The organism is Pseudomonas putida (assembly GCF_050990305.1).
GTDB lineage: Bacteria > Pseudomonadota > Gammaproteobacteria > Pseudomonadales > Pseudomonadaceae > Aquipseudomonas > Aquipseudomonas putida_AH.
In genome coordinates this window covers 2,894,597-2,920,905 of the sequence record NZ_CP158817.1, presented here as the reverse complement: position 1 = coordinate 2,920,905, position 26,309 = coordinate 2,894,597, and the positions used below count along the sequence as shown (strand labels likewise).

Annotated in this window: 18 protein-coding genes; 14 read left to right on the top strand and 4 right to left on the bottom strand. The window is 60.8% G+C overall.

Annotation, left to right across the window (positions count from 1 at the left end):
• The first annotated feature begins 58 nt into the window (after nt 1-58).
• The 3 genes from ABTV22_RS13350 (at nt 59) to ABTV22_RS13340 (ending at nt 6,913) form a co-directional block, all read left to right on the top strand.
• Nucleotides 59-1,633 carry an arylsulfatase gene (locus ABTV22_RS13350; protein WP_433740774.1) on the top strand — a complete coding sequence of 525 codons (1,575 nt, stop codon included), beginning with the start codon at nt 59-61 and terminating at the stop codon, nt 1,631-1,633.
• Nucleotides 1,634-1,830: 197 nt separating this feature from the next.
• Nucleotides 1,831-4,344 (top strand): fused MFS/spermidine synthase, encoded by a 2,514-nt coding sequence (locus tag ABTV22_RS13345; protein WP_433740772.1) that lies wholly within the window; start codon nt 1,831-1,833, stop codon nt 4,342-4,344.
• A gap of 205 nt (nt 4,345-4,549) precedes the next feature.
• Nucleotides 4,550-6,913: a tetratricopeptide repeat protein gene (locus ABTV22_RS13340; protein ID WP_433740770.1), complete on the top strand. Its 2,364-nt coding sequence runs from the start codon at nt 4,550-4,552 to the stop codon at nt 6,911-6,913.
• 239 nt (nt 6,914-7,152) lie between these two features.
• On the opposite strand, the gene ABTV22_RS13335 is transcribed toward ABTV22_RS13340, so the two are convergent.
• From ABTV22_RS13335 to ABTV22_RS13325, 3 genes are all read right to left on the bottom strand, one after another.
• Nucleotides 7,153-7,668, bottom strand: a complete 516-nt coding sequence (locus ABTV22_RS13335) for a GNAT family N-acetyltransferase (RefSeq protein ID WP_433740768.1) — start codon at nt 7,666-7,668, stop codon at nt 7,153-7,155.
• A gap of 186 nt (nt 7,669-7,854) precedes the next feature.
• Nucleotides 7,855-8,835 carry a LysR family transcriptional regulator gene (locus ABTV22_RS13330; protein ID WP_433740767.1) on the bottom strand — a complete coding sequence of 327 codons (981 nt, stop codon included), beginning with the start codon at nt 8,833-8,835 and terminating at the stop codon, nt 7,855-7,857.
• Between the two features lie 215 nt (nt 8,836-9,050).
• A complete protein-coding gene (locus tag ABTV22_RS13325; RefSeq protein WP_433740765.1) occupies nt 9,051-9,491 on the bottom strand; it encodes a carboxymuconolactone decarboxylase family protein in 441 nt (146 codons plus the stop codon).
• Nucleotides 9,492-9,700: 209 nt separating this feature from the next.
• On the opposite strand from ABTV22_RS13325, the gene ABTV22_RS13320 reads away from it, so the two are divergent.
• The 4 genes from ABTV22_RS13320 to ABTV22_RS13305 all read left to right on the top strand — a co-directional run bounded on the left by ABTV22_RS13320 (nt 9,701) and on the right by ABTV22_RS13305 (nt 13,121).
• On the top strand, nt 9,701-11,134 hold the full coding sequence (locus ABTV22_RS13320; protein WP_433740763.1) for a PLP-dependent aminotransferase family protein: 1,434 nt from the start codon (nt 9,701-9,703) through the stop codon (nt 11,132-11,134).
• Between the two features lie 124 nt (nt 11,135-11,258).
• Nucleotides 11,259-11,552: an antibiotic biosynthesis monooxygenase family protein gene (locus ABTV22_RS13315; RefSeq protein WP_433740762.1), complete on the top strand. Its 294-nt coding sequence runs from the start codon at nt 11,259-11,261 to the stop codon at nt 11,550-11,552.
• A gap of 221 nt (nt 11,553-11,773) precedes the next feature.
• Nucleotides 11,774-12,184, top strand: a complete 411-nt coding sequence (locus ABTV22_RS13310) for a cupin domain-containing protein (protein ID WP_433740760.1) — start codon at nt 11,774-11,776, stop codon at nt 12,182-12,184.
• Nucleotides 12,185-12,410: 226 nt separating this feature from the next.
• The gene (locus ABTV22_RS13305) at nt 12,411-13,121 is read left to right on the top strand and encodes an ATPase (protein ID WP_433740758.1); all 711 of its coding nucleotides are present in this window, start codon (nt 12,411-12,413) and stop codon (nt 13,119-13,121) included.
• A gap of 186 nt (nt 13,122-13,307) precedes the next feature.
• Here the strand turns inward: ABTV22_RS13305 and ABTV22_RS13300 are convergent, their stop codons facing one another.
• Nucleotides 13,308-18,197 carry an NAD-glutamate dehydrogenase gene (locus ABTV22_RS13300; RefSeq protein WP_433740756.1) on the bottom strand — a complete coding sequence of 1,630 codons (4,890 nt, stop codon included), beginning with the start codon at nt 18,195-18,197 and terminating at the stop codon, nt 13,308-13,310.
• Between the two features lie 505 nt (nt 18,198-18,702).
• On the opposite strand from ABTV22_RS13300, the gene ABTV22_RS13295 reads away from it, so the two are divergent.
• The 7 genes from ABTV22_RS13295 to ABTV22_RS13265 all read left to right on the top strand — a co-directional run bounded on the left by ABTV22_RS13295 (nt 18,703) and on the right by ABTV22_RS13265 (nt 26,205).
• Nucleotides 18,703-19,056: a hypothetical protein gene (locus ABTV22_RS13295; protein WP_433740754.1), complete on the top strand. Its 354-nt coding sequence runs from the start codon at nt 18,703-18,705 to the stop codon at nt 19,054-19,056.
• A 291-nt stretch (nt 19,057-19,347) separates the two neighbouring features.
• Nucleotides 19,348-20,307 (top strand): AAA family ATPase, encoded by a 960-nt coding sequence (locus ABTV22_RS13290; RefSeq protein WP_007913915.1) that lies wholly within the window; start codon nt 19,348-19,350, stop codon nt 20,305-20,307.
• 5 nt (nt 20,308-20,312) lie between these two features.
• Complete coding sequence (locus tag ABTV22_RS13285) at nt 20,313-21,257, top strand: DUF58 domain-containing protein (protein WP_433740751.1); 945 nt, start codon at nt 20,313-20,315, stop codon at nt 21,255-21,257.
• On the top strand, nt 21,254-21,748 hold the full coding sequence (locus tag ABTV22_RS13280) for a DUF4381 domain-containing protein (RefSeq protein ID WP_433740750.1): 495 nt from the start codon (nt 21,254-21,256) through the stop codon (nt 21,746-21,748). The genes ABTV22_RS13285 and ABTV22_RS13280 overlap by 4 nt, the downstream gene beginning before the upstream one ends.
• Complete coding sequence (locus tag ABTV22_RS13275) at nt 21,741-22,820, top strand: vWA domain-containing protein (RefSeq protein WP_433740748.1); 1,080 nt, start codon at nt 21,741-21,743, stop codon at nt 22,818-22,820. The genes ABTV22_RS13280 and ABTV22_RS13275 overlap by 8 nt, the downstream gene beginning before the upstream one ends.
• Nucleotides 22,817-24,556, top strand: a complete 1,740-nt coding sequence (locus ABTV22_RS13270; protein ID WP_433740746.1) for a tetratricopeptide repeat protein — start codon at nt 22,817-22,819, stop codon at nt 24,554-24,556. Before ABTV22_RS13275 ends, ABTV22_RS13270 begins: the two co-directional genes overlap by 4 nt.
• Nucleotides 24,553-26,205 (top strand): BatD family protein, encoded by a 1,653-nt coding sequence (locus ABTV22_RS13265; RefSeq protein WP_433740745.1) that lies wholly within the window; start codon nt 24,553-24,555, stop codon nt 26,203-26,205. The genes ABTV22_RS13270 and ABTV22_RS13265 overlap by 4 nt, the downstream gene beginning before the upstream one ends.
• Nucleotides 26,206-26,309: the final 104 nt, after the last annotated feature.

Here is a 26,309-nt window from a genome sequence, read left to right as displayed (position 1 = left end):
GACCGCAACGAACCGTTGTCGCAGCAAGCGACGCAAGTGAGCAAAAGGAGCAAGTCATATGACTGGCATACGCAAGTGGATACCGAAGGCGGCCTTGCTGGCGGCTTCGGTCATGGCGTTCTCGGCCACCGCCGGGGCCGCCGATAAGCCCAACATTCTTGTTATTTTCGGCGACGACATCGGCCAGACCAACATCAGCGCCTACTCTTTCGGCGTGGTCGGCTACAAGACCCCCAACATCGACCGGATTGCCAAAGAAGGCATGATGTTCACCGACTACTACGCGGAGAACAGCTGCACGGCCGGTCGTTCGACCTTCATCACCGGGCAGTCCGCACTGCGTACAGGTCTGTCCAAGGTGGGCATGCCGGGCGTACCGGTAGGTTTGCAGGCACGGGACGTGACCATTGCCCAGGCACTCAAGGCCAAGGGTTATGCAACGGGTCAATTCGGCAAGAACCACTTGGGGGACAAGGACGAATACCTGCCCACCAACCACGGTTTCGACGAGTTCTTCGGCAACCTCTACCACCTCAATGCCGAAGAGGAACCCGAACGCCCATACTGGCCGAAGGACGATGCGGCGTTCGTCAAGGCGGCCTCGCCTCGCGGCGTGATCCACAGCTTCGCCGATGGCAAGATCGAAGACACCGGCCCGCTGAACAAAAAGCGCATGGAAACCATCGACGACGAAACCACGGCGGCGGCCCAGGCGTTCATCGAGAAACAGGCCAAGGCGGACAAACCGTTCTTCGTCTGGATGAACACCACCCGCATGCACGCCTTCACTCACGTGCGTGAATCCATGCAAGGCCAGAGCGGCATGCTCGGCAACGAGTATGCCGATGGCATGCTTGAGCATGACGGCGACGTGGGCAAGCTGCTCAAAACCCTGGATGACCTGAAGCTCACCGACAACACCATCGTGGTCTACACCACCGACAACGGCCCGAACCAATGGTCCTGGCCAGATGCGGCGACCACGCCGTTCCGCAACGAGAAAAACTCGAACTGGGAAGGGGCTTTCCGGGTACCGGCGATGATCCGCTGGCCGGGCCACGTCAAACCGGGTGAAGTGTCGACCCAGATGTTCTCCGGGTTGGACTGGTTCCCCACCTTGTTGGCGGCTGTCGGCGATACTGACATCAAGGACCGTCTGCTCAAGGGCGCTGATGTCGGCGGGAAGAACTTCAAGGTGCACCTCGACGGTTACAACCAGCTGGACTACCTGACTGGCAAGACCGACAAGAGTGCGCGCAACGAGTTCTTCTATTTCAGCGATGACGGTGACCTGGTGGGCATGCGTTACGACAACTGGAAGATTGTCTTCTGTGAGCAACGCGCACCCGGTGGCCTGAAAGTCTGGAGCGAACCTTTTGTCTGCCTGCGAGTGCCTAAACTGTTCAACCTGCGTATGGACCCTTACGAGCGGGCCGACGTCGTGTCCGACCAGTACTATGATTGGCTGACCAAGAACGACTACCTGATTTTCAATGGCGTGAAAAAATCTGCGGAATTCCTGCAGACCTTCGTCGAGTACCCACCTAGCCAGAAACCAGCCAGCTTCAGCATCGACCAGATCCGTGCGGAAGTTGACAAGAAAATCGATGAAAAAATGAAAAACGCCAAGTAACACCGCTAGACCGCCGCTCGCCCTCACCGGCGAGCGGACTTATTCCAGGATGCAAACACAACACTTGTAGAAGCCGGCTTGCTGGCGATGACCGTAGTCCAGTCAACAGGATGGCGTCTGATACACCGCCTTCGCCAGCAAGCCGGCTCCTACAATGTTCTGTGTCTAATTCTTATTCTGTGCAAGGCAACGAACCTATGTCCTCACGTGTCGCCAGTAAGTCGTCGGCCATACCTGCCCACCATGTCGCCTCCCCGGCGTTGTTGATCCCCGCCCTGTTACTGTTTGTCTCCGGTGCCGCCGCGCTGGTGTATCAGGTGCTGTGGATCAAGCAGCTGTCGTTGGTCGTCGGTGTCGAGGTCTACGCCATCACCACCGGGATCAGCGCGTTCTTTGCCGGCCTGGCCCTCGGTGGGTTGTTGTTTGGCCGCTGGGCCGACCGCTTGCAGCAACCGGTCCTGCTGTATGCCGGGCTGGAAGTGCTGGTGGCGGTGCTCGGAGTCGGCGCGACCTTCGCCATGAGCCTGGCGGCCAGCCCGTTTGCCTGGCTGGAACAACAGGTCGGGCTACTGGCCTGGGTGTTGCCGTTTGCGCTGGTGGGTGTTCCCGCGCTGCTGATGGGCGGCACCCTGCCGGTATTGGTTCGTTCCCTGGCAAGCGACCCACAGCAACTGGGCAAGGCCGGGGGTCACCTGTATGCGGCCAACACCGCAGGCGCCATCGCCGGCACCCTGCTCGCCGCCTTCGTGTTGATTGCCACCCTGGGCGTGCGTGGCAGCGCCTTGGCCGCCGCGATGCTGAACCTGCTGGCCGCCGCCGGCGCCCTGTGGTTCCAGCGCCAGCGTCCGCTGCCGGTCGACGCACACGCCAAGCATCATGCCGACAAGGCACCGGATCGCCTGGCGCTGTGGCTGTATTCGATTGCCGGTGGTGTGGCGCTGGGCTACGAGGTGGTCTGGTCGCAATCGATCGTGCAGTTCATGAGCACCCGCACCTATGCCTTCGCCGTGGTATTGGCGACCTACCTCACCGGGCTTTTCCTGGGCAGTGCCTTGCTCGCTCGCCGGGTCGATCGCCTGCGCGATCCCTGGGGCGTTTTCGGTTTGCTGATTGCCGGCGCCGGGCTGATCGCATTGCTGGAAATTGCCTTGCTCGGGCGCTGGCTGGTCGTCGCGCAAAGCGTGGTCGAAGCCTGGGTCCTGTCGCTGGGCGCCAGTGAGCTGGCGGGCATGAGCGCACGCTTTGCGGTGGCGGCCTTGAGCATTGTGTTCGTGCCAACCGTGCTGTTGGGTGCAGCGTTTCCCGTGGCCTTGCGCTTGAGCGTCGGGCGCGACCATGTGGGGCGCAACGTCGGTGAGGTGGTGGCGTTCAATACCCTGGGCGGGATCATCGGCGTGATGCTCTGCGGCTTTGTGCTGATCCCGCTGCTGGGGCTGGTGCGGACGCTAGGGCTGCTGGCAATCATCGCCGCCGGGATCGCTTACCTGGCGGTGCGCAAAGGTCATGGGGTCAAGAAAGGCCGGCGTCAGGGTGTGGTTGCGATCGGTCTGCTGTCTGTGGCCGTGGCCCTGCTGACCCCGGTGGACAAGCTGGCCAGCCTGTTGCCCGGCGCGCGCAACGCGACCCTGGCCTTTTACGAGGAAGGGCGCGGCGGCACTGTCGCCGTGGTCACCCAGGGCAAGGGACAAAAGGCCTTTCAGCGTCTGTATATCCAGGGCGTCTCGAACACCGGCGACGCCATGCCGTCCCTGCGCTACATGCGCATCCAGGCGCTGCTGCCGCTGCTGATCCACAACGGTGAACCGCGTTCGGCGCTGGTGATCGGCTTCGGCACTGGCATCACGGCCGGCGCCTTGACCCGTTATCCGGGGTTGGAGCACCGCGTCGTCGCCGAATTGCTGCCGTCAGTGGTCAAGGCCGCGCCGCTGTTCAAGGGCAACTTTAATGCCGCCGCCGACCCAAACGTCGATGTACGCCTGCGTGACGGTCGTCAGGAGCTGCTGCGCAATCCACAGCGTTATGACCTGATCACCCTGGAGCCGCCACCACCCTCCGCGGCCGGCGTGGTCAACCTGTACTCCCGGGACTTCTACCAATTGGCCGCCAGTCGCTTGCAGAAACAGGGGCTGGTCGCCCAGTGGCTGCCGCTGCCAACCCAGAACATTGACGACTCGCGGTCACTGGTGCGCAGCTTCCTCGATGTCTTCCCCTACGCCAACGTGTGGACCAGCGAGTTCCACGAGATGCTGCTGGTGGGCTCGCTGGAACCGATTGAACTGGATGCTGCAAAAATCAGCCAACGCTTCCAGCAGGACAGCGTGCGCAGCACCTTGCAGGATGTCGGTATCGGTTCGGCCCCCGCGCTACTCGCGACCTGGGTGACCGATCGCGCCGGCCTGGAACGCTTCGCTGGCAACGCGCAACCGGTGACCGATGATCAACCGCGCATCGAATACGCGCCGTGGGTCCGGGCCAAGGAAATCACCCGGGTGTTGCCGGCGCTGCTGGACCTGCACATCGCCCCGCCGCTGCTCAATGCCGACGCCAGCTTCAATGAGCGCATGAATGCACACCGCCAACGCCTGATGCAGTTCTATCGGGCGAGCCTGCATGCCTATGACGGCGACCGTGATGCCTGGGGGCGTGATATCCGCGAGGTCATGGCCGGGGATGGAGGCAATCCGTATTACCGGTGGTTTGTCGGGGAGTAACCGGCGAACCATCTTGTTACTTGTAGGAGCGAGCATGCTCGCGATGGACTCAAGAACACCACGGGGTGCCTGGTTTCCCGCATCATCGTTGACGTCTATCGCGAGCATGCTCGCTCCTACAGAGGGATATCGGCATTTGACAGGTGTATAACATCTGACAAAGCTGCATTGAGCATGAACGCGTACCTTGACTACGGAAGTCGTAATGCCGACACATAAAAACAAAGCGCTAACCCAAAACCCTGATTCGCAACCCACCCTGATTAACCGTTACCTGTTCCCCGTCACCATCGGCATCCTGCTCCTGGCTGTCGCGGGCATCGGCTGGTTTCTGTTCGCCAGCCAACCGGCTCCCGTGCCCTACGCGCCGGCGACAGCCCCCGTCGTTCAACCCGTCAAGCCAGCACCCCAACCGGTTGCCATGGCACCGGCGAAAATGGTCGACGAGCAACAATGCCAAGGCTGCCACAGTGCCCAGGTCAAGGACTGGCAAGGCTCCCATCACCAGCTGGCGATGCAGGAGGCCAGCACCGAAACGATGCTCGGCGACTTCAACAACGTGACCTTCAAGGCTGAGAACGAAACCACCCGTTTCTCGCGCAAAGACGACGGCTTCTGGGTCAACACCCCCGGCATCGACGGCAAGAACGCCGACTTCAAGGTCGCCTACACCTTTGGCATCGCGCCGTTGCAGCAATACCTGATCGAGGTCGGCGACGGTCGCTTGCAAGCCCTGGGCGTGGCTTGGGATACCGAAAAACATCGCTGGTTTCACCTGTATCCGGGCCAAGGCGTGACCTTCAAGGACCCGCTGCACTGGAGCAAGCCAAGCCAGAACGCCAACTTCATGTGCGTCGAGTGCCACACCACTGGCTACAAGCGCAATTTCGATACCGCAAAAAACACCTTCGACAGCCAGTGGAACAGCCTCGGGGTCGGCTGCCAGGCTTGCCACGGTCCGGCGTCCAACCACCTGGAATGGACGGCGAAAAAGACCGACCTGATCCATGCCGGTTTTGCCGTCGACCTCAAGGACAAGAACGCCACCGTCGAAATCGAAACCTGCGCCCGCTGCCATTCCCGCCGCGCGCCACTGGGCGATGGTTTTACCGTCGGCAAGCGCCTGATGGACGATTACCTGCCCAGCCCCCTGACCCGCGAGCTGTACGCTCTGGACGGCAAGATCAAGGATGAGGTGTTCGAACACGGCTCCTTTGCTCAAAGTAAAATGTTCGACAAGGGCGTGCGCTGCAGCAATTGCCACAACCCCCACAGCACCCAGCTCAAGGCACCGGGCAACGGCGTCTGCCTGCAATGCCACAACACCGCCGGCAAGACGACGGTGGAAGGCGTCGATGGCAAGGGCCTGCAAGCGAAGAACTACGATTCCATCGAACACACCCGCCACACCATGGGCCAGCCGGGCTCGCAGTGCGTGGATTGCCACATGCCCGGCAAGTTCTACATGGGCAACGACTTCCGGCATGACCACAGCTTCAGCATCCCCAATCCCGAACGCGCTGCAAAACTCGGTACGCCGGATGCTTGCCTCACCTGCCATCAGGGCAAGGCCGGCGATAAGGTCACTGAGCAGTTCAAGCTCTGGAACACAGCCAATACCAACACCGCACAAGCGCCACGTTACGACGAGAGTCTGTGGCTGATCCGCAACGGCCAGGCGGGCGCGGCGCAGGCGTTGTACGAGCAGCTGCAACGCAGCAACTTGCCGGCCATTCAACGGGCGACCCTGCTCGCAGAGTTGCCGGCCTACCCGAGCGAACAAGCACTGAAACTGGCCACCAAGGACCTGGGCCATCCGGCCCCGCAGGTCCGTGAAAGCGCCGTGCACGCGGTGAGTGCCTTCGTTCCTCCACCGGAGCGTGCGCCGCTGCTGGCACCCTTGCTGAACGATCCGGTGAAGGCTGTGCGCATCGCGGCCGCGCGGGACTTGCTCAGCACGCGGAATGCACTGGGCAATGCCCAGGACAGCTGGAACAGCGCCATCGCCGAATACGAGGCCGTGCAAAAGAGCCTCGCCGAACGGGCCGAAGCCAACCTCAACCTGGCCATGCTCTATCAAGCCGATGGCCGCAGTGGCGAGGTCGAAGGTCTGTTGCGCACCGCGATCCAGCGTGATCCGGATTTCTACCCGGCGCTGGTGACACTGGTGCAATGGCTGGAAGCCAATGGCCGCAGTCAGGAGGCTCAGGCACTGCTCGCGCAAAGTCTGAAGCAACACCCGGATGCCGCGCTGCTGCAACACACTCAGGGCTTGTCACTGGTCCGTGCGGGCAAATCCGCACAAGCCATGCCCTTCCTGCACAAAGCCGCGCAACTGGAACCTCAGACCGCGCAATACGGTTACGTGCTGGCGGTGGCGCTGCACGACAGCGGCAAGGTAGATGAGGCGTGTGAAGAGCTTGAGCGATTGCTGAAGGTAGACCCCACCAACCGCAATGCCCGTTTGGCGCTGATCCAGTACTACCTCAACAACGGGAAAGAGCCCAAGGCCCAGGTGCTGCTGCAGGGCTGGAAGAAGATGAACATGGGCGATCCGGCATTGAAATGATTCACCAGCTCTGTGTAGGAATGAGCGTGTGGCGAGGGGATTTATCCCCGTTGGGTCGCGAAGCGGCCCTGAAAAGGGGACTGCTGCGCAGTCCAACGGGGATAAATCCCCTCGCCACAATCACTGCCCCCGGCGCATTCGTTGTAGGAGCTGTCGAGTGCAACGAGGCTGCGATCTTTTGATTTTAAACAACAAGATCAACAGATCGCAGCCTTCGCCAGCGCCTACAGTTCAGTCAATCATTGGGGCATGGAGTGCAGGCGCGCCATGCTCAAGACATCGACCCACCGCCCCTCACGCAGCCCGTAGTCACGCAACACCCCTTCGGTTTCGAAACCGAATTTTCGATACAAACCGATGGCGGCTTCGTTGTCGGCATACACAGTCAGTTCGACGCGCCGCAGGTTCATCCAGTTGTCGGCAATATCGAGCGCTGTTGCCAACAGCTTCGAGCCGACGCCCTTGCCCTGCCACGCCCGCGCAACCCCCATGCCAAAGCTGCCGGCATGGCTGCGGCGGATACGTGAAAACTGCTCCAGGCTGATACTGCCGATGACGGCGCCTTGATGCAGCGCCACCAGCTGAACGACTCGCTCGTCGTACGCTGCCAGACGTTTACGCCAGATTTCGGAAGATAGAAACGGCATTTGCAGCGTCTGACGCAATACGGCCGGTTCGTGGTAAAGCGCGGTGATCCCTTCAATGTGGGATTCATTGAGGCGTTCGAGGGTGATGACAGGCTCAGTGACGGGCATGGGTAATTCATCCTTGAGGCAGCATGGTCGTTGAATCTACAACACCGCCCGCCAGCCTGGCGAGACCCCTGTGGGAGCTGGCTTGCCAGCGATAGCGGTATGCCAGGCGACAACAATGTTGCCTGTGACGCCGCTATCGCGGGCGAGCCCGCTCCCACAGGTGGGTCGGTCACACCTGGAACCGGGTCAGGCGTCGAACCACTCCCGACGCTCGTCGAAGGTGTTCTGGATCAACTCTGCCAGCATCAGTACCTGCGACTCGGCCTGGGTTTGGGCATTCACCGCCATCCACACCTGACGCTGCATGGGCTGGCTGAACAGATCCGGCAACCCGATCAATCCGCGATCCAAGCGGCTCATGTAAGCAGGCAACAAGCCGATGCACCCGCTGCAACGGATCATCTCCTGCATCAACCCATAGGCGTGCAGCTGCACGACGCCTGCCAGGCGCTGGTCCAACAAATCGTGCCATGGACGGAAACTCTCGATCTGACGGTCATGCTGCCATTGCACCAACATGAAATCCGCCAGGCCGTCGAGACTGTCTGGACGCGTAGCGACCCGTGAATAGCGCTTGGCGATGTGCGGCAGATAATCGATCCGCGCCAGCGGTCGAGGCTCGCTGGTGGCGAAACTCGGGCCAGGCTGCGGCAAATCGGTGCCTGTCAGCCACACCACCACATCAGCACTGACCGCTTGCAAGGACAATTCGCTGTCGAGGGTGATGATGTCCAGACGCACACTGGCGTTACGTCGCAACAACGCCACCAGATCGCGACCGAGGATGTCGTGCAGGATCGACTCGGCGATGGCCACGCGCACCAGTGGTTGTTCAATCACCGGCAGGTCACGTTCGTGGGCCAGTGCAATCAGCTGCGACTGCAATTGCAGCCCATCGCGACTGAGAACAAGGCCATTGTCCGAAGGGCTGAACAGAGAACACTGCAAGTGCGCTTCTAGCTGCGCCAATTGCTTGCGCAACAACGTCGCCTTGATATTGAGCCTGCGGGCCGCCTGCATGTAGCAACCACAACGGGCGCTGACGCTGAAACTCTGCGCCAGCAACGGGTCGATCTCCCCTGCGCGGGTGCGCCAGGACGCTATTTTATCGAGAGGTGCGCGGTACTCGGCCAGACGCTGCTGGCCGGTGGATTCCATGAATGGCATCGATGACTCCCTGTCGATCTATCGGTGGGGATTCCATCCTGCGCATGGTTCATGAAGCGGGTGTGACAGTCTCTCAGGTCCATGCGCTGTTCTGTAGGAGCGAGCATGCTCGCGAAAAAAGCCCAAACAACGCGATCATTCAGACAGCCCGCGATGATATTGACGTCCATCGCGAGCAAGCATCGCTCCTACAAAGCTGCGTAGATCAGACAGGCTCAGGTGCTGGGGCTTTGCCGAAAACTCACGGCCAGGCGATTCCAGCTGTTGATGGTGGAAACGGCCAGGGTCAAGTCCACCAGTTCCTCTTCGCTGAATTGCCCTCGCGCCTCATCAAAAATGGCATCCGGCACGTGACTTTCCGACAGCAGTGTCACCGCCTCGGTCCAGGCCAGGGCGGCACGCTCGCGCGGGTTGAAGAAGTTACTGTCGCGCCAGACCACGATGGAATACAGGCGCCGGTCGGTTTCGCCGAGGCGCCGGGCGTCCACCGAATGCATGTCGGTGCAGAATGCGCAGCCGTTGAGCTGTGACGCGCGGATCTTGATCAGGTGCAGCAACGCCGGTTCGATGCTCAAACTGCTGGTCAGCGCCTCCATGGCAATCATCGCTTTCATCGCCTTCGGCGAAGCGCTGTAATAATCCAGTCGAGGGTTCATGGCAGGCCTATCGAATCGAGTGACTGATCAAAGCTTGGCACAAGCGCCGTGTGATGCCAGAGCCAATTCCACGGAAAAACAGCGCACCAGCGGCCACTAGTCCAATCCGCCGTTTTTTTTTTAGGCAACTTCATCCCAGCCGACGAATCCGGCTAATCTTGCGCCACGCACACCGCGAACAAGGTTATCCGCCGCAGGAGCTTGCCGGTATGGAACTACATGTTGTCATCCACGGCCGCAAGGACCTGGCGGGTCAGTTGTACAACCAACTGCGCAGTGCCATCGAATCGGGCCGCCTTGCAGCAGGGACGCAGCTCCCGCCCACCCGATTGCTGGCCGAGCAGTTGGGCATTTCCCGCAAGACCATTTCCGACACTTACGCCCAACTGACCTACGAAAACTTCCTCACCGGAGTGATCGGCAAAGGCACCTACGTCAACGCCCGGACTTCGAAAGTCGAGCGCAAGCAGGGCCATGACGATCTGGCCGGTTTCGAGGTGATCGAATCCTGGCGCAATCTGCCGGTGTTCCTGCGCCACCCGACACTGGAAGGCTCGCTGCGTTATGACTTTATCGGCGGTGCCACCAGCAAGGGCCAGTTTCCCCAGGACGATTGGCGACGCTGCACCTCCCACGCCTTGCGCCAGATCGCCGCGTCCAAAGGCTTTTACAGCCAGGCTGAAGGTCTTCCAGCGCTGCGCAATGCCATCGCGCGGCACATTGCGTTTTCCCGCGGGGTCAATTGCCAGGATGAAGATGTGGTGGTGTGCAACGGTGCCCAGCAGGCCCTGGACCTGATCTCCCGCGTGATCACACGCCCCGGCAGTATCGTGGCGATGGAAGACCCCGGTTATCCGCCAGCACGCCTGCTGTTCGGCACCCACGGCGCCACGGTGATTGGCGTCCCGGTGGATGCCGAGGGTATGCAGGTGGACAAGATCCCTCTCGGCACGCGGCTAATTTACGTCACCCCTTCGCACCAGTTCCCCCTGGGCATGTCCATGAGCCAGGAACGGCGGGTGGCGCTGCTGGCCAAGGCCCATGAGCTGGGCGCGATCATCATCGAGGATGACTACGACAGCGAATTTCGCTACGAAGGCCGACCCACGGACTCGCTGCAAAGCATGGATGAGCGTGGGATCGTCGCCTACGTCGGGACCTTTTCGAAAACGCTGCTGCCGGAGCTGCGCCTGGGTTATGCGATCCTGCCCCCTGCCATCCTCGAAGCAGTGGTTCGCGCCAAACAATTGACCGACCTGCACACCTCCACCCTGCCCCAATGGGCGCTGGCCAAATTCATCGCTGAAGGTTGCCTGCTCAAGCACATTCGACGCTGCCATACGATCTATGCAGGCCGGCGCGAGCGGATCCTGGCGCGCGTGGCTGGCGATCTCTCGCCATGGTTTGAGGCGGTGCCGACCAAGGCCGGTTTCCACATGGTGATCATGTGCAAAGTGCCGATCGACGTGCCACTGGTGATTGAGTTGGCGAAAAAAGTTGAAGTCGGACTCTACGCCATCGACAGCTTTTTTTATCAGCAGGCCCCGCAATCCGGGTTCCTCATGGGCTTTGGCGCCATTGAAACCCTGGACATCGACATCGCCCTGGACCGTCTTCGAGACATATTGCAGCAGGTCACCTGAAGGATTGGACTGCGGCTTTATCCGGCGATTGGCTATTGGTGGTCCGAAGGTGCAGGCCTATCCTGCATAGGCGTTATCCCTCAATGAGCAGGATTCGTCCGGCCTGATTCAGGAGTGTGAGCCAATGTCCTACCAAGTGATCAATACCGTAATGGTGCAGGCCGTCGCCGGCCGCTCGGAAGACCTGGGTAAGCAACTGCAAAAGATTGTCGACACCCTGCGCGAAACACCGGGCTGTGACTCCTATATGGTCGACCGCTGCCCTGAGGACAGTAATCGCTGGACTGTCAGCGCCCACTGGCAATCGGAAGCGGCCATGCAAGCTCACTTCAACAGCCCCGAGGTGCAAGGCTTCATCGACCTGATCGATTGCCAACTGGCCAATGCCGTCGACTTCAACAGTTTTCCGATCCGCTGAGTGCCCCCCTGTAGGAGCGAGCTCGCTCGCGATGGTCGTCAACGATTACGCGTGTTACCTGGATAAACGCGGTGGTCTTGAGTCCATCGCGAGCGAGCTCGCTCCTACAGGGAACGTGGCGCCAATTGGTCACCTGACCTTCCCGAATATTGGCTGTTTGATTACACACCCTCGCGCACTAGATTGATTCCTGACCCCTAACCCATCGCAGGTGATGAATCATGAATGTATTGCGCTGCTGTGCCGCTCCTCTTGTTGCCTTGGCCCTGGTTATTCCCACTGCCGCATTTGCCCATGACCCGTCGGAAAAAGTCACGGTCTTGCAGGACCAAATGCTGAAAAACGTCCCAGGCAAAAAAGCCCTGATGATCGAGGTAGATTACGAGCCCGGCCAATCGTCGATTGCCCACAAACACGACGGAACCGCCATGGCTTACGTCCTGGAGGGGTCCATCACCTCTCAGGTAAAAGGCGAAAAAGAAGTGACCTACAAGGCAGGCGAATTCTGGTACGAAGCAGCCGGTTCCGAGCATCTGGTTTCAAAAAATGCCAGCGCCACCGCGCCGGCCAAGTTGCTGGTATTCATGGTGTTATCGCCCGACGAAAAAGTGTTGGTCCCCTTGAAAAACTGATCGCTGAAGCGGTAGCCATAAATAAAAAGGCTCGAAACTTCAAATCGGGCCTTTTTATTTCTCCGGGCAATTAACCGCACTTCATTACAGCAAACAAAACTATGGGCCATCTGATAAACACGGATATTGGCTATTTTCTTCCGTCCTTCCAGGTTTAGTCTGGAGCCACTGCCGGTTATCTCCGGCAATTAACTTCCGACTGATGTTGTTTCACTGGAGAAACACCATGAAACTTGCACTTGTCAGTACGTTAACGATAACGGCTTTGTTAACCGGCTGCTCGATTCCCACGGCACCTTCGGCGGTGTCTTCGCTGGACGGTATCTTCAGCCAACCGGTGGGCCGCAGCAATGCAACCCGAATACCCAACGGCAGCAATGTCTCCCTGGGCGTCGTGTATAGCCGTAATACCCAGACCAATCGCGCCTATCTCCAGGACTACCAGGCCAATGCAGGCACCGGCTTCGGTCAAAGTCTGCTGGTGCAGTCGATCCATGACGCCTACGTCTCCACCTCCAACCCTGATATGGCAGTAGACGGGGTCAAGGCCTCCCTGCAACGGCAGTTCGGTTCGGTCACGGTGTACCCGGACATGCAAAGCCTGAAGGCGGCCAAACCGGATGTCATCGCGGTGGTCGATACCCGCAGCCAACTCATAACGTCGCGCAGTTCGGATATTGAAGCGGATGTCAGTGCGCACTTTTACGACCGCAATCTCAATTACATCGGTTCGGCGCAAGGCCGGGATGCCAAGGCACTCAGCCCAGTCTGGGCAGACTTCAAGCGCAGCGAAGAGATTGTTGCCGATATAAACGAACAGCAGAATGTACAAGTTAGGGCCCTGCAAAAGTTTGACCAGTCGCTCAGTAATTTATTGGCCAGACCGACAGAGAAAGTGTCGATGATTGATAGTCAAACAGGCAGAAAGTTGTATTGATCCCGATGGCCTCTTCGCGGGCAAGCCTCGCTCCTACGGAGTTGGAGCGTTCGCATATTTTGTGCCCGCCACTAACCCGTAGGAGCGAGGCTTGCCCGCGAAGAGGCCCGAATAAGCAACACAAAACCATCAGGCGAAAAAAAGCCCCGCATCTTTCAATGCGGGGCTTTTTCATTCAACGCCTGATCAGTCGACCAGTTCCAGCTCGTCGGCGGCGGCAGCGACAGGTACTGCCGCTTGTCCGCTCAACGCCACGTCCAGCAACTCACGGTTAGCCACCGCGTACATGGCGTAGTCCGTGCCGCTGGCGGCGCGGATTTCCACCAGCATGGAGCGCCAGCGCTCGATGGTGCTTTCGTGCTGGGCCATCCATTGGGCCAGGCGTGTTTCCACGTCCTGAGTGCCATCGCCCTGTTGCAGGACCGAGATGGTGATCGCACGTTGCTGCCAGTCGACGTCATCGCGGAACGCTTCACGGGCCAGGGCTTGCCAGTTGTTTTCAACCGGCAATGCACTGATCTGTTGAATGTACCAGGTGATGTCCAATGCATTGCCCACGGCGAAGTAGGCCGTGGCCACGTCCGCAGGGTTCTGGCCAGTCACGTCGGCAGCCTCGATGATCGGCAGCAGGGTGTACAGGTGAGTAGTGCCTGCAACCATGCGCGCCAGCAACTCCGGCACACCGGCGGCGACATACGCCTGATAACGGGTCTGCCAGGTCTCGCGGATCTCGCCACTGAGCAGTTCGTCGAGCTTGAGGCCCAATGCCGCCAGGTGCGGACCGAAATGCGCGACGTCACGGGCAGCGTTCTGCTCGTTGCGGCGGGCACGCAGGAACCAGCGCGTGGCGCGACGGCCCAGGCGCATCAGCTCGTCCATCAGCTCCAGTTGCACGTCGGCGGAAACCTTGTAGTCCAGGTTTTCGATCTGACGGAACCAGTGCGGGAGATGGAAAATGTCACGCACGATCACGTAGGCGCCGGCCACGTTCGCCGGGCTCATGCCCGTCGACTCCTTGAGTCGCTGAACGAAGGTGATGCCCATGTGGTTGACCAGATCGTTGGCGATCTGGGTGCTGACGATCTCGCGCTTCAGACGGTGACAGCGCATGGCTTCGGAGAACTTGCTCACCAGGGTCGGCGGGAAAGCGGTTTCCATGTCGCGGGTCAGGTAGTCGTCGTCCGGCACCAGGGAGCCCAGCAGCTGCTCCTTGAGGTCGATCTTGCTGTAGGAAATGAGCACCGACAGCTCTGGACGGGTCAGGCCGTGACCTTCGGCAACGCGTTCAACCAGTTGCTCTTCGGTCGGCAGGAACTCGATGGCGCGATCCAGCTTGCCGCGGCCTTCCAGGTCGTTCATCAGGCGCTTGTATTCGGCGATCCGCGCATAAGCACGACGGGCCGCCAGGGACAGTGCCTGAGTCTGCTTGTAGTTGTTGCCCAGCACCAGGCCACCGACTTCGTCGGTCATGCTCGCCAGCAACTGGTTGCGTTGCTTGTCGGTCATGTCGCCGGCCTGAACCACCTCGTTCAGCAGGATCTTGATGTTCACTTCGTGGTCGGAGCAGTCCACACCACCGGCGTTGTCGATGAAGTCGGTGTTGGAACCGCCGCCATTGAGGCCGAACTCCACACGACCCAACTGGGTCATGCCCAGGTTACCGCCCTCGCCCACCACTTTGCAGCGCAGTTCGTTGCCGTTCACGCGCAGTGCATCGTTGGCCTTGTCGCCGACATCGGCGTGGCTTTCGCTGCTGGCCTTGACGTAGGTACCGATACCGCCGTTCCACAGCAGATCCACCGGAGCCTTGAGCAAGGCGTTCAGCAGTTCGGTCGGGGTCAGTTTGTCGGCCTTGATGTCAAAACGCTCTTGCATCTGCGGGGAAATCGCGATGCTCTTCGCGCTGCGCGAGAAGATCCCGCCGCCTTCGGACATGATGCTGGTGTCGTAATCCGACCACGCCGAACGTGGCAGGTCGAACATGCGCTGACGCTCGGCGAAGCTGGTCGCTGGGTCCGGATTCGGATCGATGAAAATGTGCAGGTGGTTGAACGCGGCGACCAGTTGCAGCTTGTCGGACATCAGCAAGCCGTTACCGAACACGTCACCGGCCATGTCGCCGACGCCGACCACTGTGATGCTGTCTTCCTGAACATTGATCCCGCGCTCGCGGAAGTGGCGCTGTACGCCGACCCACGCGCCCTTGGCGGTGATGCCCATTTTCTTGTGGTCGTAACCCGCCGAACCACCGGAGGCGAACGCGTCGCCCAGCCAGAAGCCGTAGTCGATGGCGATGCCGTTGGCGATGTCGGAGAAGGTTGCCGTGCCCTTGTCCGCGGCCACCACCAGGTACGGGTCATCCTGGTCATGACGCACGACGTTGGCCGGCGGAACCAGCGCACCGTCTTTCAGGTTGTCGGTGATGTCCAGCAGCCCCGAAATGAAGATGCGGTAGCAGGCAATGCCTTCGGCCGCGATCTCATCCCGGCTGCCGCCCAATGGCAGGCGACGCGGCAGGAAACCACCCTTGGCCCCCACCGGCACGATCACCGAGTTCTTCACTTGTTGGGCTTTTACCAGGCCCAGGACTTCGGTACGGAAGTCTTCTTCACGGTCGGACCAGCGCAGACCGCCGCGAGCGACGTTGCCGAAGCGCAGGTGTACGCCTTCGACCCGTGGCGAGTAAACGAAGATCTCGAATTTCGGAACAGGTTTTGGCAGTTCCGGGATCAGGTGCGGGTTGAACTTGAAGCTGAAGTACGACTTGTTCTGACCGTTGGCGTCGGTCTGGTAGAAGTTGGTACGCAGGGTCGCCTTGATCAGGTCCAGGTAACGACGCAGGATGCGGTCTTCGTTGAGTACCTGAACATCGTCCAGAGCAGTCAGGATCGCGTGTTCCAGACGCTGCTCGAGGTCATCGCTGCTCAGCTTGCGTGCCAGGTAGAAACGGGTCTTGAACAACCGGGTCAGTTCGCGAGCGATATCGGTGTGGTTGTTCAGGGTGCTGGCGATGTAACCCAAGTCGAAGCCCAGGCGGATCTGCTTCAGGTAGCGGGCGTAGGCACGCAGCAGCGCCACGTCGCGCCATGGCAGGCCGGCGGTCAGCACCAGGCGGTTGAACGCATCGTTCTCGGCATCGCCACGCACGATGTGGACGAACGCGTCCTGCAGGGTGTCGTTGAGTTGCTGGATGTCCAGGTCCAGGCCTTCGGCGGCAGTAAACGCGAAGTCGTGAATCCAGAACTCGCGGCCATTGGTGTGACGCAGGCGGTACGGGAACTCACCCAGCACGCGCAGGCCGAGGTTTTCCAGGATCGGCAGCACGTCGGACAGCGCCAGCGGGGTGTCGGCGTGGTACAGCTTGCAATGCAGTTCACGCTGACCGGAGACCTGGCCCAGCGGCTGATAGAAGCTCATCACCAGCGGATTTTTTTCGCTCAGGCTCAGCAGGTGCTGCATGTCGACCACGGCCGAATGTGCAGCGAAACGCTCGCGGTAGCCGGCCGGGAAGCCTTTGGGGAAGTCGGCCAGTACGTTGGTGCCCTGGGCTTCGCCGAAGCTTTCGACCGTCAGGGCCGAATAATCGTCCTGCCAGCTGCGGCAGGCCTGGATCACTTCGTTTTCCAGTTGAAGCGGGTCGATGTCGATGCGGTTTTTCGGGTCGACGCGCAGGATCAGTTGCACGCGGGCCAGCACGGACTCGGAGAAGAACGTCCAGAATTCGCAATCCGAGGCTTTCAGGCGATCCATCAGCACTTGCTGGATCTTCTGGCGCACTTCGGTGGAATAGATGTCACGCGGCACATAAGCCAGACAGTAGCAGAAACGACCGTAAGGGTCCTTGCGCAGGAACACGCGGATCTTGTTGCGTTCCTGGATCTGCACGATCGACATCACGGTGCTGAACAGCTCGTCCACCGGCGTCTGGAACAGGTCGTCGCGCGGCAGGACCTCCAGCACCTGAGCCAGTTCCTTGCCCAGGTGGGCCTTGGCCTGGAAGCCGGAACGGTGTTCGATTTCCGCGACCTTGCGACGGATATAAGGAATGGAACGCACGCTCTCGCCGTACACCGACGAAGTGTACAGACCCATGAAGCGGCATTCCTTGATGACCTTGCCATCGGCGTCGATTTCACGGATCGACACGTAGTCCGGATACGCCGGACGGTGCACGCGGCTTGGGTGGGCGGCCTTGGCGAAGGTGAGCAGTTTCGGCTCGCGCAGGTAGTTCACGGCATAGTTTTCGATGCGCGTGTCATCGTAGGTCATGCCAGTACGCAGGGTTTTGGTCAGGCCGAGGAACGAGTTCTGATCGTACTTGATATGCCCGCCATCAGGCTCATCGGTAACGGTGAACTCTTCGTAGCCGAGGAAGGTGAAATGGTTACCCACCAGCCATTCCAGGAAGCTCTTGATCTCGCTCTTTTCGTCGGCATCGACGGCGAAGCGGCTGTTATCCAGGCCAGTCAGGATTTCCTGGACCTTGGCTTTCATCGGTTCGAAATCGATGACCGCGACACGCACTTCACTGAGTACCTGCTCCAGCTCTTTGGTCAGCACGTTCAGTTCGGCCGGATTGGCGCAGCGATCGATTTCCAGATACATCAGCGATTCATTCAGAATGCCGTCGCCCTGGGTGCCCTTAGGCAGGATTTCCAGCAACTCGCCCTTGCTGCCGCGACGCACGCTCAGCACGGTAGTTTGCAGGGTGTGAATGCTGTAGCCGCGACGGTTCAACTCGGTGCGTACCGAGTCCACCAGGAACGGCAGGTCATGGTGCAGCACTTCGACCGCGGTGTGGGTCGACTGCCAGCCGTGACGTTCGTAATCGGGGTTGAAGACGCGCACTTGCGGTTGCGCGTGATCGAAGCGCTCAAGCAGGCGCCACGCAGAAAGGGTACAGCCAGCGAGGTCGGACAACCGGCGTTGAGTCAGTTCGTCCAGGGAAATGATGCCGAAGAATTGTTCAGCGAACAGCGCCACTTGTGGCAGTGCCTGTTCACTGATGTGCTGCGCCAGTGCCGCTTGCAGTTGGTGCTGGAAGTCGGCTTTGCTGGCTGCGGTGAAGAACGCCATCTGTGGTACTCCGCTTGGGCTTGTTGTTGATGGAAGCGTCGCGTGCAAAACCCCTGTTGGGGGCTACCCGTCACCCTGCTCCTGATTCTCGGGCAGAGGAAACAGGGTGACAGGTGGGTGAAGCTGGACGAGACACTCTGGTCACATTCACCTTCCGTGAATGGGCATCTGCAAAAGCGACTGGCCTTTTGGCAGCGCAATGCCTTTACAGGTGCACATCCGTTGCGCAGCTTAACGAGTGCGGCAAGGCCCGTGCTTGCGATGCTGCGACATATTCGGTCATCGGTATGCAGCTTGGGGGTGGGGCATCGGATAACACTAGCAGGCGAGCGGCAAAACGGCGGTTTTCTGTCCGGTTTTACGGCACGTCCGTACCAGAAATGATCTGCAACACACTGGCCGTCCACATCACGTCCTTCGACACTCGTGCGAGCAGAAATTCACCGGGACTGGCAGAATTGCATTTTGTGCGCCTTCATTACGCTCCTCGAGCCAGGAATTCCCCATGCAAATGACCACCGCCCTCTTGATCGTCAACCCGTGCGATGACGAAGAAGACAACATGGCCATGCTCTGTTGCCACAGCGACAAGGGTGAAATGTTCCTGATGAGCCGTTATCCAGACGAGGACGAGCTGGAAATTACCCTCGAGGGCGAGCCGTCGACCCTCGATGGCGTAAAAGTGACCCTGAGCCCTACCCGCCTGCTGATCGAAATCGCAGCGGCGGATGCCGATGCGTTGAATGGGGATGATGTGCTGGAGATTACCTTCAACCCGGACATGGTCGATCTGGCGGAAGTGGAAGAAACCTTGCAGAACATTCTCAAGGGGACCGGGACGTACATCAGCCAGCTTTGAGGGTGTCTGGGAGGGCCTCATCGCGGGCAAGCCTCGCTCCTACGGGTATAGAGCCGGACGCAGGAATTGCGTATGTCATCAATACCCGTAGGAGCGAGGCTTGCCCGCGAAGAGGCCCGAATGAACAACATTTCCTCCCACCTCTACAAACTTGCCACTGATTCGCCACTCAAATCCGGCAATTTGCACAAAATGCCGTTAGTCGCCGCCCCCCGCGATGGATTAAAGTAACGCCCCCAGCCCTGGCGTTATGCAAACGTCTTCGGTCACCCTTTCCAGGAACAGTCATCGATGGAACATCGTGAAGCGCTGCTCGCGCTGCGAACCTTTCTTTCAACGCAGATTCTCGGCCAGGAAAAACTCATCGAGCGCTTGCTCATCGCCCTGCTTGCCGACGGCCACATGCTGGTCGAAGGCGCCCCTGGCCTGGCCAAGACCAAGGCCATCAAAGAACTCGCCGAAGGCATCGAAGCCCAGTTCCATCGCATCCAGTTCACCCCCGACCTGCTGCCCGCCGACATCACCGGCACGGAGATCTATCGTCCGGAAACCGGCAGCTTCGTGTTCCAGCAAGGCCCGATCTTCCATAACCTGGTGCTGGCGGACGAAATCAACCGTGCGCCGGCCAAGGTTCAGTCCGCCTTGCTCGAGGCCATGGCCGAACGCCAGGTCAGTGTCGGGCGCAGCACCTATGAGTTGTCGCCCCTGTTTCTGGTAATGGCCACACAAAACCCCATCGAGCAGGAAGGCACCTACCCGCTGCCCGAAGCCCAGCTCGACCGTTTCCTGATGCACGTGAAGATCGGTTTCCCCGATGCCGCTGTCGAACGCCGCATTCTGCAACAGGCCCGGGGCGAAGCCCTGAACGGCGAAACCAAGCCCGAACGCCGGGTCAGCCAGCAGGCGATTTTCGCCGCGCGCAAGGAAATCCTCGGCCTGTACATGGCCGATGCCGTGGAGGAATACCTGGTGCAACTGGTCATGGCCACGCGCAACCCGGCCAAATTCGACCCGGAAATGGCCGAATGGATCGCCTATGGCGCCAGTCCTCGCGGCTCCATTGCCCTGGACCGTTGCGCCCGGGCCCACGCCTGGCTGGCCGGGCGCGACTTCGTCAGCCCGGAGGACATTCAGGCGGTACTGTTCGATGTGTTGCGTCACCGCATCATTCTTTCCTTTGAAGCCGAAGCCGCTGGCATCGATCAGGACCGTGTGGTCCAGCGGATTCTCGACGTCGTAGCCGTCGCTTGATCCCAATGAACACCCCCCTGCCGCCCCAACCGGGCATCCGCATCACGCTCGCCGAGCTGATCGAGATGCGCCATCGCGTGCGCGAAGTACAGCTGTTCTCGACGCCGAGCCAGCGCAGCCCGTTGATTGGCTTGCACCACTCCAAGCTGCGCGGCCGTGGCGTGGATTTCGACCAGGTGCGGGTCTATCAGGCTGGGGACGACGTGCGGACCATCGACTGGCGCGTCACAGCACGGACCCAGGAACCGCACACCAAACTGTTCCATGAGGAACGCGAACGGCCGATCTTCATCATGGTCGAGCAAAGCCGCCGGTTGTTTTTCGGCTCCGGGCTGATGTTCAAATCAGTGCTCGCCGCCCAGGCCGCCAGCCTGATCGGGTGGGCGGCGCTGGGACATAACGACAGGGTCGGCGGGCTGGTGTTCGGCGACAACGAGCACTACGAAATCAAGCCACGGCGCAGCAAACAAAGTCTGCTGCAACTGCTCAACCGCCTGGTGCGAGTCAACCAATCGCTACACACCGAAAGTCAGCCGGACCGCGATGCGTTCGGTATTGCCCTGCGCCGTGCCCGAGAAGTCTCGCGCCCCGGCAGCCTGATCATTGTGATTTGCGATGAGCGCGCCCTGACCGACAGCGCCGAGCAGCAATTGAGTCTGTTGTCGCGCCATTGCGACCTTTTGCTGCTGCCACTGTCCGACCCGCTGGATCACGCCCTGCCCGCCGCTGGATTGCTGCGCTTTACCGAACGCGGCGCGCAACTGGAGCTCGACACGCTGAATTTCGACCTGCGCCAGACCTACCGCGCCCAGGCCGAAACGCGCATCGCCCGCTGGGAATTGCTCGCGCAAAAGCTGCGCGTATTGATGATGCCCTTGAGCACCCAGAGCGAAATGGTCGAGCAATTGCGCGAGTACCTGAACCCTGAGAAACCGGGAAAAGGTCGATGAACGGTCTGGAACAATTGCAACCCCTGATATCCCCGCCGCCGATTGATTTCTGGCCACCGGCGCCGGGCTGGTGGCTATTACTGCTGCTACTGCCGGCCATCGGTTTCGGCGTGTGGAAACTGCGGCATCTGGCGCCGAAAAAAAACCGCATCGTGCGCACCGAACAGCCACTGGACCCGGTGCGTCTCGCCGCGCTGGCGGAGCTGGCACAGTTGCCCAAGCCCTACAACGGGGCCCCTGCCGGCGCCTGGCTGCAGCAGCTCAACGGCCTGCTCAAACGCCTGTGCCGCAACCACTACCCCTACAGCCAGAGCCATACCCTCAACGGGCGCAAATGGCTGGCCTTCCTCGACAACCGTTGTCCCGCGGCCGGCCTGACCCGCTGGATGGTGCTGGTGGAAGGTGCCTACAAACCCGAATGCAAACTCGACGACAAGGCCATCGCCGGCCTGACTCAGGCGGTCGAAACCTGGATTCGCAAACATGTTTGAGTTCGCCTGGCCGTGGATCTTCGCCCTGCTGCCCTTGCCATGGCTGATGCGCCTGGTGCTGCCAGTGGCCGACAGCGGTGAGCCGGCGCTCAAGGTCAGCTTTCTCAGCGATCTCGAGGGCCTGACCCGTCGTCGCGCCCGAGCCAATCTGCCGGCTTGGCGCCAACAAGCACCGTTCCTGCTGCTGTGGCTGATGCTGCTGACCGCCGCCGCGCGCCCGCAATGGCTCGGCGACCCGCTACCGATCGCGGCCAGTGGCCGTGACCTGCTGGTGGCGGTGGATGTGTCCGGTTCCATGGATTTCCCCGACATGCAGTGGCAGGACGAAGAGGTCAGTCGCCTTGCGCTGGTCCAGCACTTGCTCGGTGACTTCCTCGAGAGCCGCGATGGCGATCGGGTCGGTTTGATTCTGTTCGGCAGCCAGGCCTACCTGCAAGCGCCACTGACTTTTGATCGACACACCGTGCGCGTCTGGCTCGACGAAGCGCGCATCGGCATCGCCGGCAAGAACACCGCCATCGGTGATGCCATCGGCCTGGGCCTCAAACGCCTGCTGCAGCGCCCGGCACAAAGCCGAGTATTGATTCTGGTTACCGACGGCGCCAACAACGGCGGTCAGGTCGACCCGCTCACGGCAGCGCGCCTGGCGGCCCGGGAAAACGTGAAAATATACCCAATCGGCATCGGCGCCGATCCGGAGGAAAGTGGTTCCTTGGGTTTCCTCGGCGTCAATCCGAGCCTGGACCTTGATGAGCCTTCCCTCAAAGCGATCGCACAAGTGACCGGCGGCCGCTACTTCAGGGCGCGCGATGGCAAGGAGCTGCAAGCGATCAAGGACACCCTCGACCAACTGGAGCCGGTGACCCAGCAACCGACCCAAGCCCGCCCGGCACAGGCGCTGTATCACTGGCCGCTGGCGATGGCACTGTTGCTGAGCATGCTGCTGGTGGCCCGCGTGCTTTGGCCGGACAACCCGCTCCAGCGTCTGTTTTCCAAGGATCTGTTTTTGCAAACGCAACTGCCTGACTGGCGCGATCGTCTCAAGCGCCTGCGCCTGCGGAGGCGCCGATGAGCGCGCTCTGGCCCTATTGGTTCCGCCCCTGGTGGCTGTTGCTGTTGCCACTGCTGGGCTGGTTGCTCTGGCAACTCTGGCATCGACAGAAACGCGCCGGGCGCTGGCAGATGATCTTGCCGCCTGCGTTCCATGCCACCCTGCTCAGCGGCGGTAGTGGACGCGACAGCAAACTGCCGTGGGTGGCCCTGGGCGTGGCGTGGCTACTGACAGTCTTCGCGCTGCTCGGACCGAGCTGGTCGCGTGTCGAGCAAATCAGCCAAAAGCCCGCCGATCCCTTGGTGGTGCTCCTGGAGCTGACCCCGGAAATGCTCGCCACCGACGTCCAGCCCAACCGCCTGGAACAAGCTCGGCGCAAGCTCTTCGACCTGCTGCAAAACCGCAGCGACGCGCAAACCGCCATCGTCGTCTATGCCGGCAGTGCACATACACTGGTGCCGCTATCGGACGACCTGTCCACCAGTCACAACCTGCTGGATGCGCTCAAGCCTTCGTTGATGCCCGAGCCCGGACATCGCGCCGACCTGGCAGTGCTCAAGGCCCTGAACCTGCTGGAGCAAGGCGCGCTTGGCGACGGGAGAATCCTGCTGATCGGCTCATCCCTGACGGAACAGGAGCGCCAGGGAATTCGGAGTGCGCTAAGAGGCACATCAACGCAATTGCTGATGCTCGGCATTGGCACTGCCGAAGGCGCACCGATCACACAGGAGGATGGCAGTTTCCTCAAGGACGAACAGGGCGCGATTCTGGTATCGCACCTGGACGAGCCAGGCCTGAAAGCCTTCATCAATGATCTGGACGGACGCTATCGCCATGCGCGCCTCAGCGACGCCGATCTGCGTGCGCTGGGTTTGCTGGACGGCCCGCGCAACCTGCGCGATGACGGCCAGTCCGTGCGGCTGGATGCCTGGGCCGACCAGGGTTACTGGTTACTGTTGCCACTCTTATTGCTGGCCGCCTGCGCCGGTCGCCGCGGCTGGTTGCTCTGCCTGCCGTTGCTGTTGGCCCTGCCACAACCCAGCCATGCTTTCGAATTCCAGGACCTGTGGTTGCGCCCCGACCAACAGGGCCAGCACCTGCTCAAGCAAAAGCGCCCCGCCGAGGCCGCCCAGCACTTCGAGGACCATCAATGGCAAGGCGTGGCGCTCTATGAGGCCGGCGACTACAGCGGCGCCGCCCAGCGGTTCGCCGAAGGCAACGATGCCCACGCCCACTACAATCGTGGCAATGCCCTGGCCAAAAGCGGTGAGCTGGAGGCCGCGCTGGACGCCTACGAACAGGCACTGGAACGCCAACCGGACTTGCGACCTGCCCTGACCAACAAGGCATTGGTGGAAAGCCTGCTCAAGCAAAAAGCCAACCCGCCCGCTGAAGAGCCGGATAACGCCACCAGCGAAGAGCCCCAGTCCTCGGAGCAGGAACCACCACCCGGTCCCGCCAGCGAGGCACAGAATCAGGGTGAGCCGAAAAACACTGACCAGCAGGTCGGTTCCAACACTGAACAATCGCTCAAGGCGCCGGCCAAAACGGGCACCAACGAAGTCCCCGGCAGCGAGTTGGGGGACGAACAACACACCACGCCACCCATGCGCCCGGCCAGCGACAGCATCGAAGGTGAACAGCAGCAGGCATTGGAGCAATGGTTACGACAGATCCCGGATGATCCGGGGGAATTGCTCAGGCGCAAATTCTGGTACGAACAGCAACAACATCAGGATCAGGAAAAAACTCGATGAACCGCTTCACCGCTTTCATGTTCGCCCCGCTGCCCGCCGTGCTGCTATGCACCGTTCAGGCCCAGGCAGCCGAGCTGGTCGCCAGTGTCGACCGCACGCGCCTGAGCTCCGGGGAGACAATCGAGCTGATCCTGGAATCCAACGACGTGACCCAGTTCGGCAAACCGGACCTGACGCCGCTGGAACCGCTGTTCGAAGTGCGCGGCACCCGCCAGGTCAACCAATTGAACACCCTCGGCGGCGACAACCATGCCACCACCCGCTGGATCATCACCTTGCTGCCGCTGGAAAACGGCACAGTGGTCATCCCGGGGCTGAAACTGGGCGAAACCCAGAGCCAGCCGATCACCCTGCAAGTGGTCGAGAGCGAAACCCAGGAGAACTCGAACAAACTGGCCCCGGTGTTCATCGAAGCCAGCCTCGATCAGAGCAGCGTATACGTGCAGGCTCAGGCTATCCTGACCCTGCGCATCTACCATTCCGTGTCGCTGTACGACGACAGCAGCCTGCCGCCCTTGCAGATTCCCGACACACACATCGAACAGTTGGGTGAATCGCGCACCTACGAAAAAGACATCAACGGCGTGCGTCACGGCGTGATCGAAATGCGTTACGCGATCTACCCGCAACACAGCGGCGAGTTGATCATTCCGCAGCAGGAATTCAACGCCGCGCTGGTAGACGCAAACCCTAGCCAGGACACCGCGTCGCAGGCACCGAAATCCGGGAAGCTGATGCGTATCAGCTCCAAGGAAATCCTGCTGACGGTCAAAGCCAAACCCATCAGCTACCCCGCCGACCTGCCCTGGTTGCCAGCGCGCAATCTGACCCTCAGCGAGACCTGGAACCCGGAACCGGAACACGTTCAGGTCGGCGATTCGCTGACCCGCAGCCTCACGGTGAAAGCCGAAGGCCTGGCCAGCACACAGCTACCCCCCCTGCCCGGCACCGAAGTCAGTGGCCTGCGCCGTTACCCGGATCAACCCGTGCTGGCCAATCAGAACAGCGAACGCGGACTGGTGGGCAGTCGTGAGGACCGCGAAGCGCTGGTACCGTCTCGCAGCGGTTCCATCGAGTTGCCGTCGGTGGAAGTGGTCTGGTGGAACACCTTTGAAGATCACCTGGAACACAGCAGTCTGCCGGCCAGGTCGCTGCAAGTGGCGGCTAATCCGAGCCTGATGATCGACACCCCGGCCAGCACCGCACCACTCAACGCGACAGCCGACAGCGAAGCCCTGTGGCGCTGGAAACTCAGTAGCCTGATCTTGGCCTGCACTACCCTGCTCGGCTTCGGCCTATGGTGGCGCGCGCGCCGGCAACCGGCAGTCCAGCGCGCGGCGCAAACCGGTCCGAGCCCGCGCACCGTGCTCGACGACCTCAAGCGTGCATGCCAGGCCAACGACCCCCACGCCACCCGCCAGGCCCTCGACGCCTGGGCCCGCCAGCAGCCGGAAACCCTGGCCGACATGGCCGCCCGTTTCGTTCCGCTGTCCGACGCCCTGGACGGCTTGAACGGCGCGCTGTACAGCGAAACCGGCCAGCACTGGCAAGGTGAAGAGCTGTGGCGGGCGATTCGGGCGATCCCCATGGCTGAAGGGGTTCAGGAAGCGACGGGCGACAGCGGGCTGCCGCCGCTTTATCCTAAGTAATTCAACCGCTTTTTGTAGGAGCAAGGCTTGCCCGCGATAGCGATCACACAGGCGCCATCGCGGGCAAGCCTTGCTCCTACACAGGTCCGAGTCAATCCACAAAA

Coding starts and splice junctions, on each gene's coding strand:
- ABTV22_RS13320 (WP_433740763.1), top strand. CDS start 9,701: ATGGAACTACATGTTGTCATCCACGGCCGCAAGGACCTGGCGGGTCAG.
- ABTV22_RS13265 (WP_433740745.1), top strand. CDS start 24,553: ATGAACCGCTTCACCGCTTTCATGTTCGCCCCGCTGCCCGCCGTGCTG.
- ABTV22_RS13315 (WP_433740762.1), top strand. CDS start 11,259: ATGTCCTACCAAGTGATCAATACCGTAATGGTGCAGGCCGTCGCCGGC.
- ABTV22_RS13340 (WP_433740770.1), top strand. CDS start 4,550: ATGCCGACACATAAAAACAAAGCGCTAACCCAAAACCCTGATTCGCAA.
- ABTV22_RS13295 (WP_433740754.1), top strand. CDS start 18,703: ATGCAAATGACCACCGCCCTCTTGATCGTCAACCCGTGCGATGACGAA.
- ABTV22_RS13345 (WP_433740772.1), top strand. CDS start 1,831: ATGTCCTCACGTGTCGCCAGTAAGTCGTCGGCCATACCTGCCCACCAT.
- ABTV22_RS13290 (WP_007913915.1), top strand. CDS start 19,348: ATGGAACATCGTGAAGCGCTGCTCGCGCTGCGAACCTTTCTTTCAACG.
- ABTV22_RS13325 (WP_433740765.1), bottom strand. CDS start 9,491: ATGAACCCTCGACTGGATTATTACAGCGCTTCGCCGAAGGCGATGAAA.
- ABTV22_RS13310 (WP_433740760.1), top strand. CDS start 11,774: ATGAATGTATTGCGCTGCTGTGCCGCTCCTCTTGTTGCCTTGGCCCTG.
- ABTV22_RS13330 (WP_433740767.1), bottom strand. CDS start 8,835: ATGCCATTCATGGAATCCACCGGCCAGCAGCGTCTGGCCGAGTACCGC.
- ABTV22_RS13280 (WP_433740750.1), top strand. CDS start 21,254: ATGAACGGTCTGGAACAATTGCAACCCCTGATATCCCCGCCGCCGATT.
- ABTV22_RS13270 (WP_433740746.1), top strand. CDS start 22,817: ATGAGCGCGCTCTGGCCCTATTGGTTCCGCCCCTGGTGGCTGTTGCTG.
- ABTV22_RS13275 (WP_433740748.1), top strand. CDS start 21,741: ATGTTTGAGTTCGCCTGGCCGTGGATCTTCGCCCTGCTGCCCTTGCCA.
- ABTV22_RS13285 (WP_433740751.1), top strand. CDS start 20,313: ATGAACACCCCCCTGCCGCCCCAACCGGGCATCCGCATCACGCTCGCC.
- ABTV22_RS13300 (WP_433740756.1), bottom strand. CDS start 18,197: ATGGCGTTCTTCACCGCAGCCAGCAAAGCCGACTTCCAGCACCAACTG.
- ABTV22_RS13350 (WP_433740774.1), top strand. CDS start 59: ATGACTGGCATACGCAAGTGGATACCGAAGGCGGCCTTGCTGGCGGCT.
- ABTV22_RS13305 (WP_433740758.1), top strand. CDS start 12,411: ATGAAACTTGCACTTGTCAGTACGTTAACGATAACGGCTTTGTTAACC.
- ABTV22_RS13335 (WP_433740768.1), bottom strand. CDS start 7,668: ATGCCCGTCACTGAGCCTGTCATCACCCTCGAACGCCTCAATGAATCC.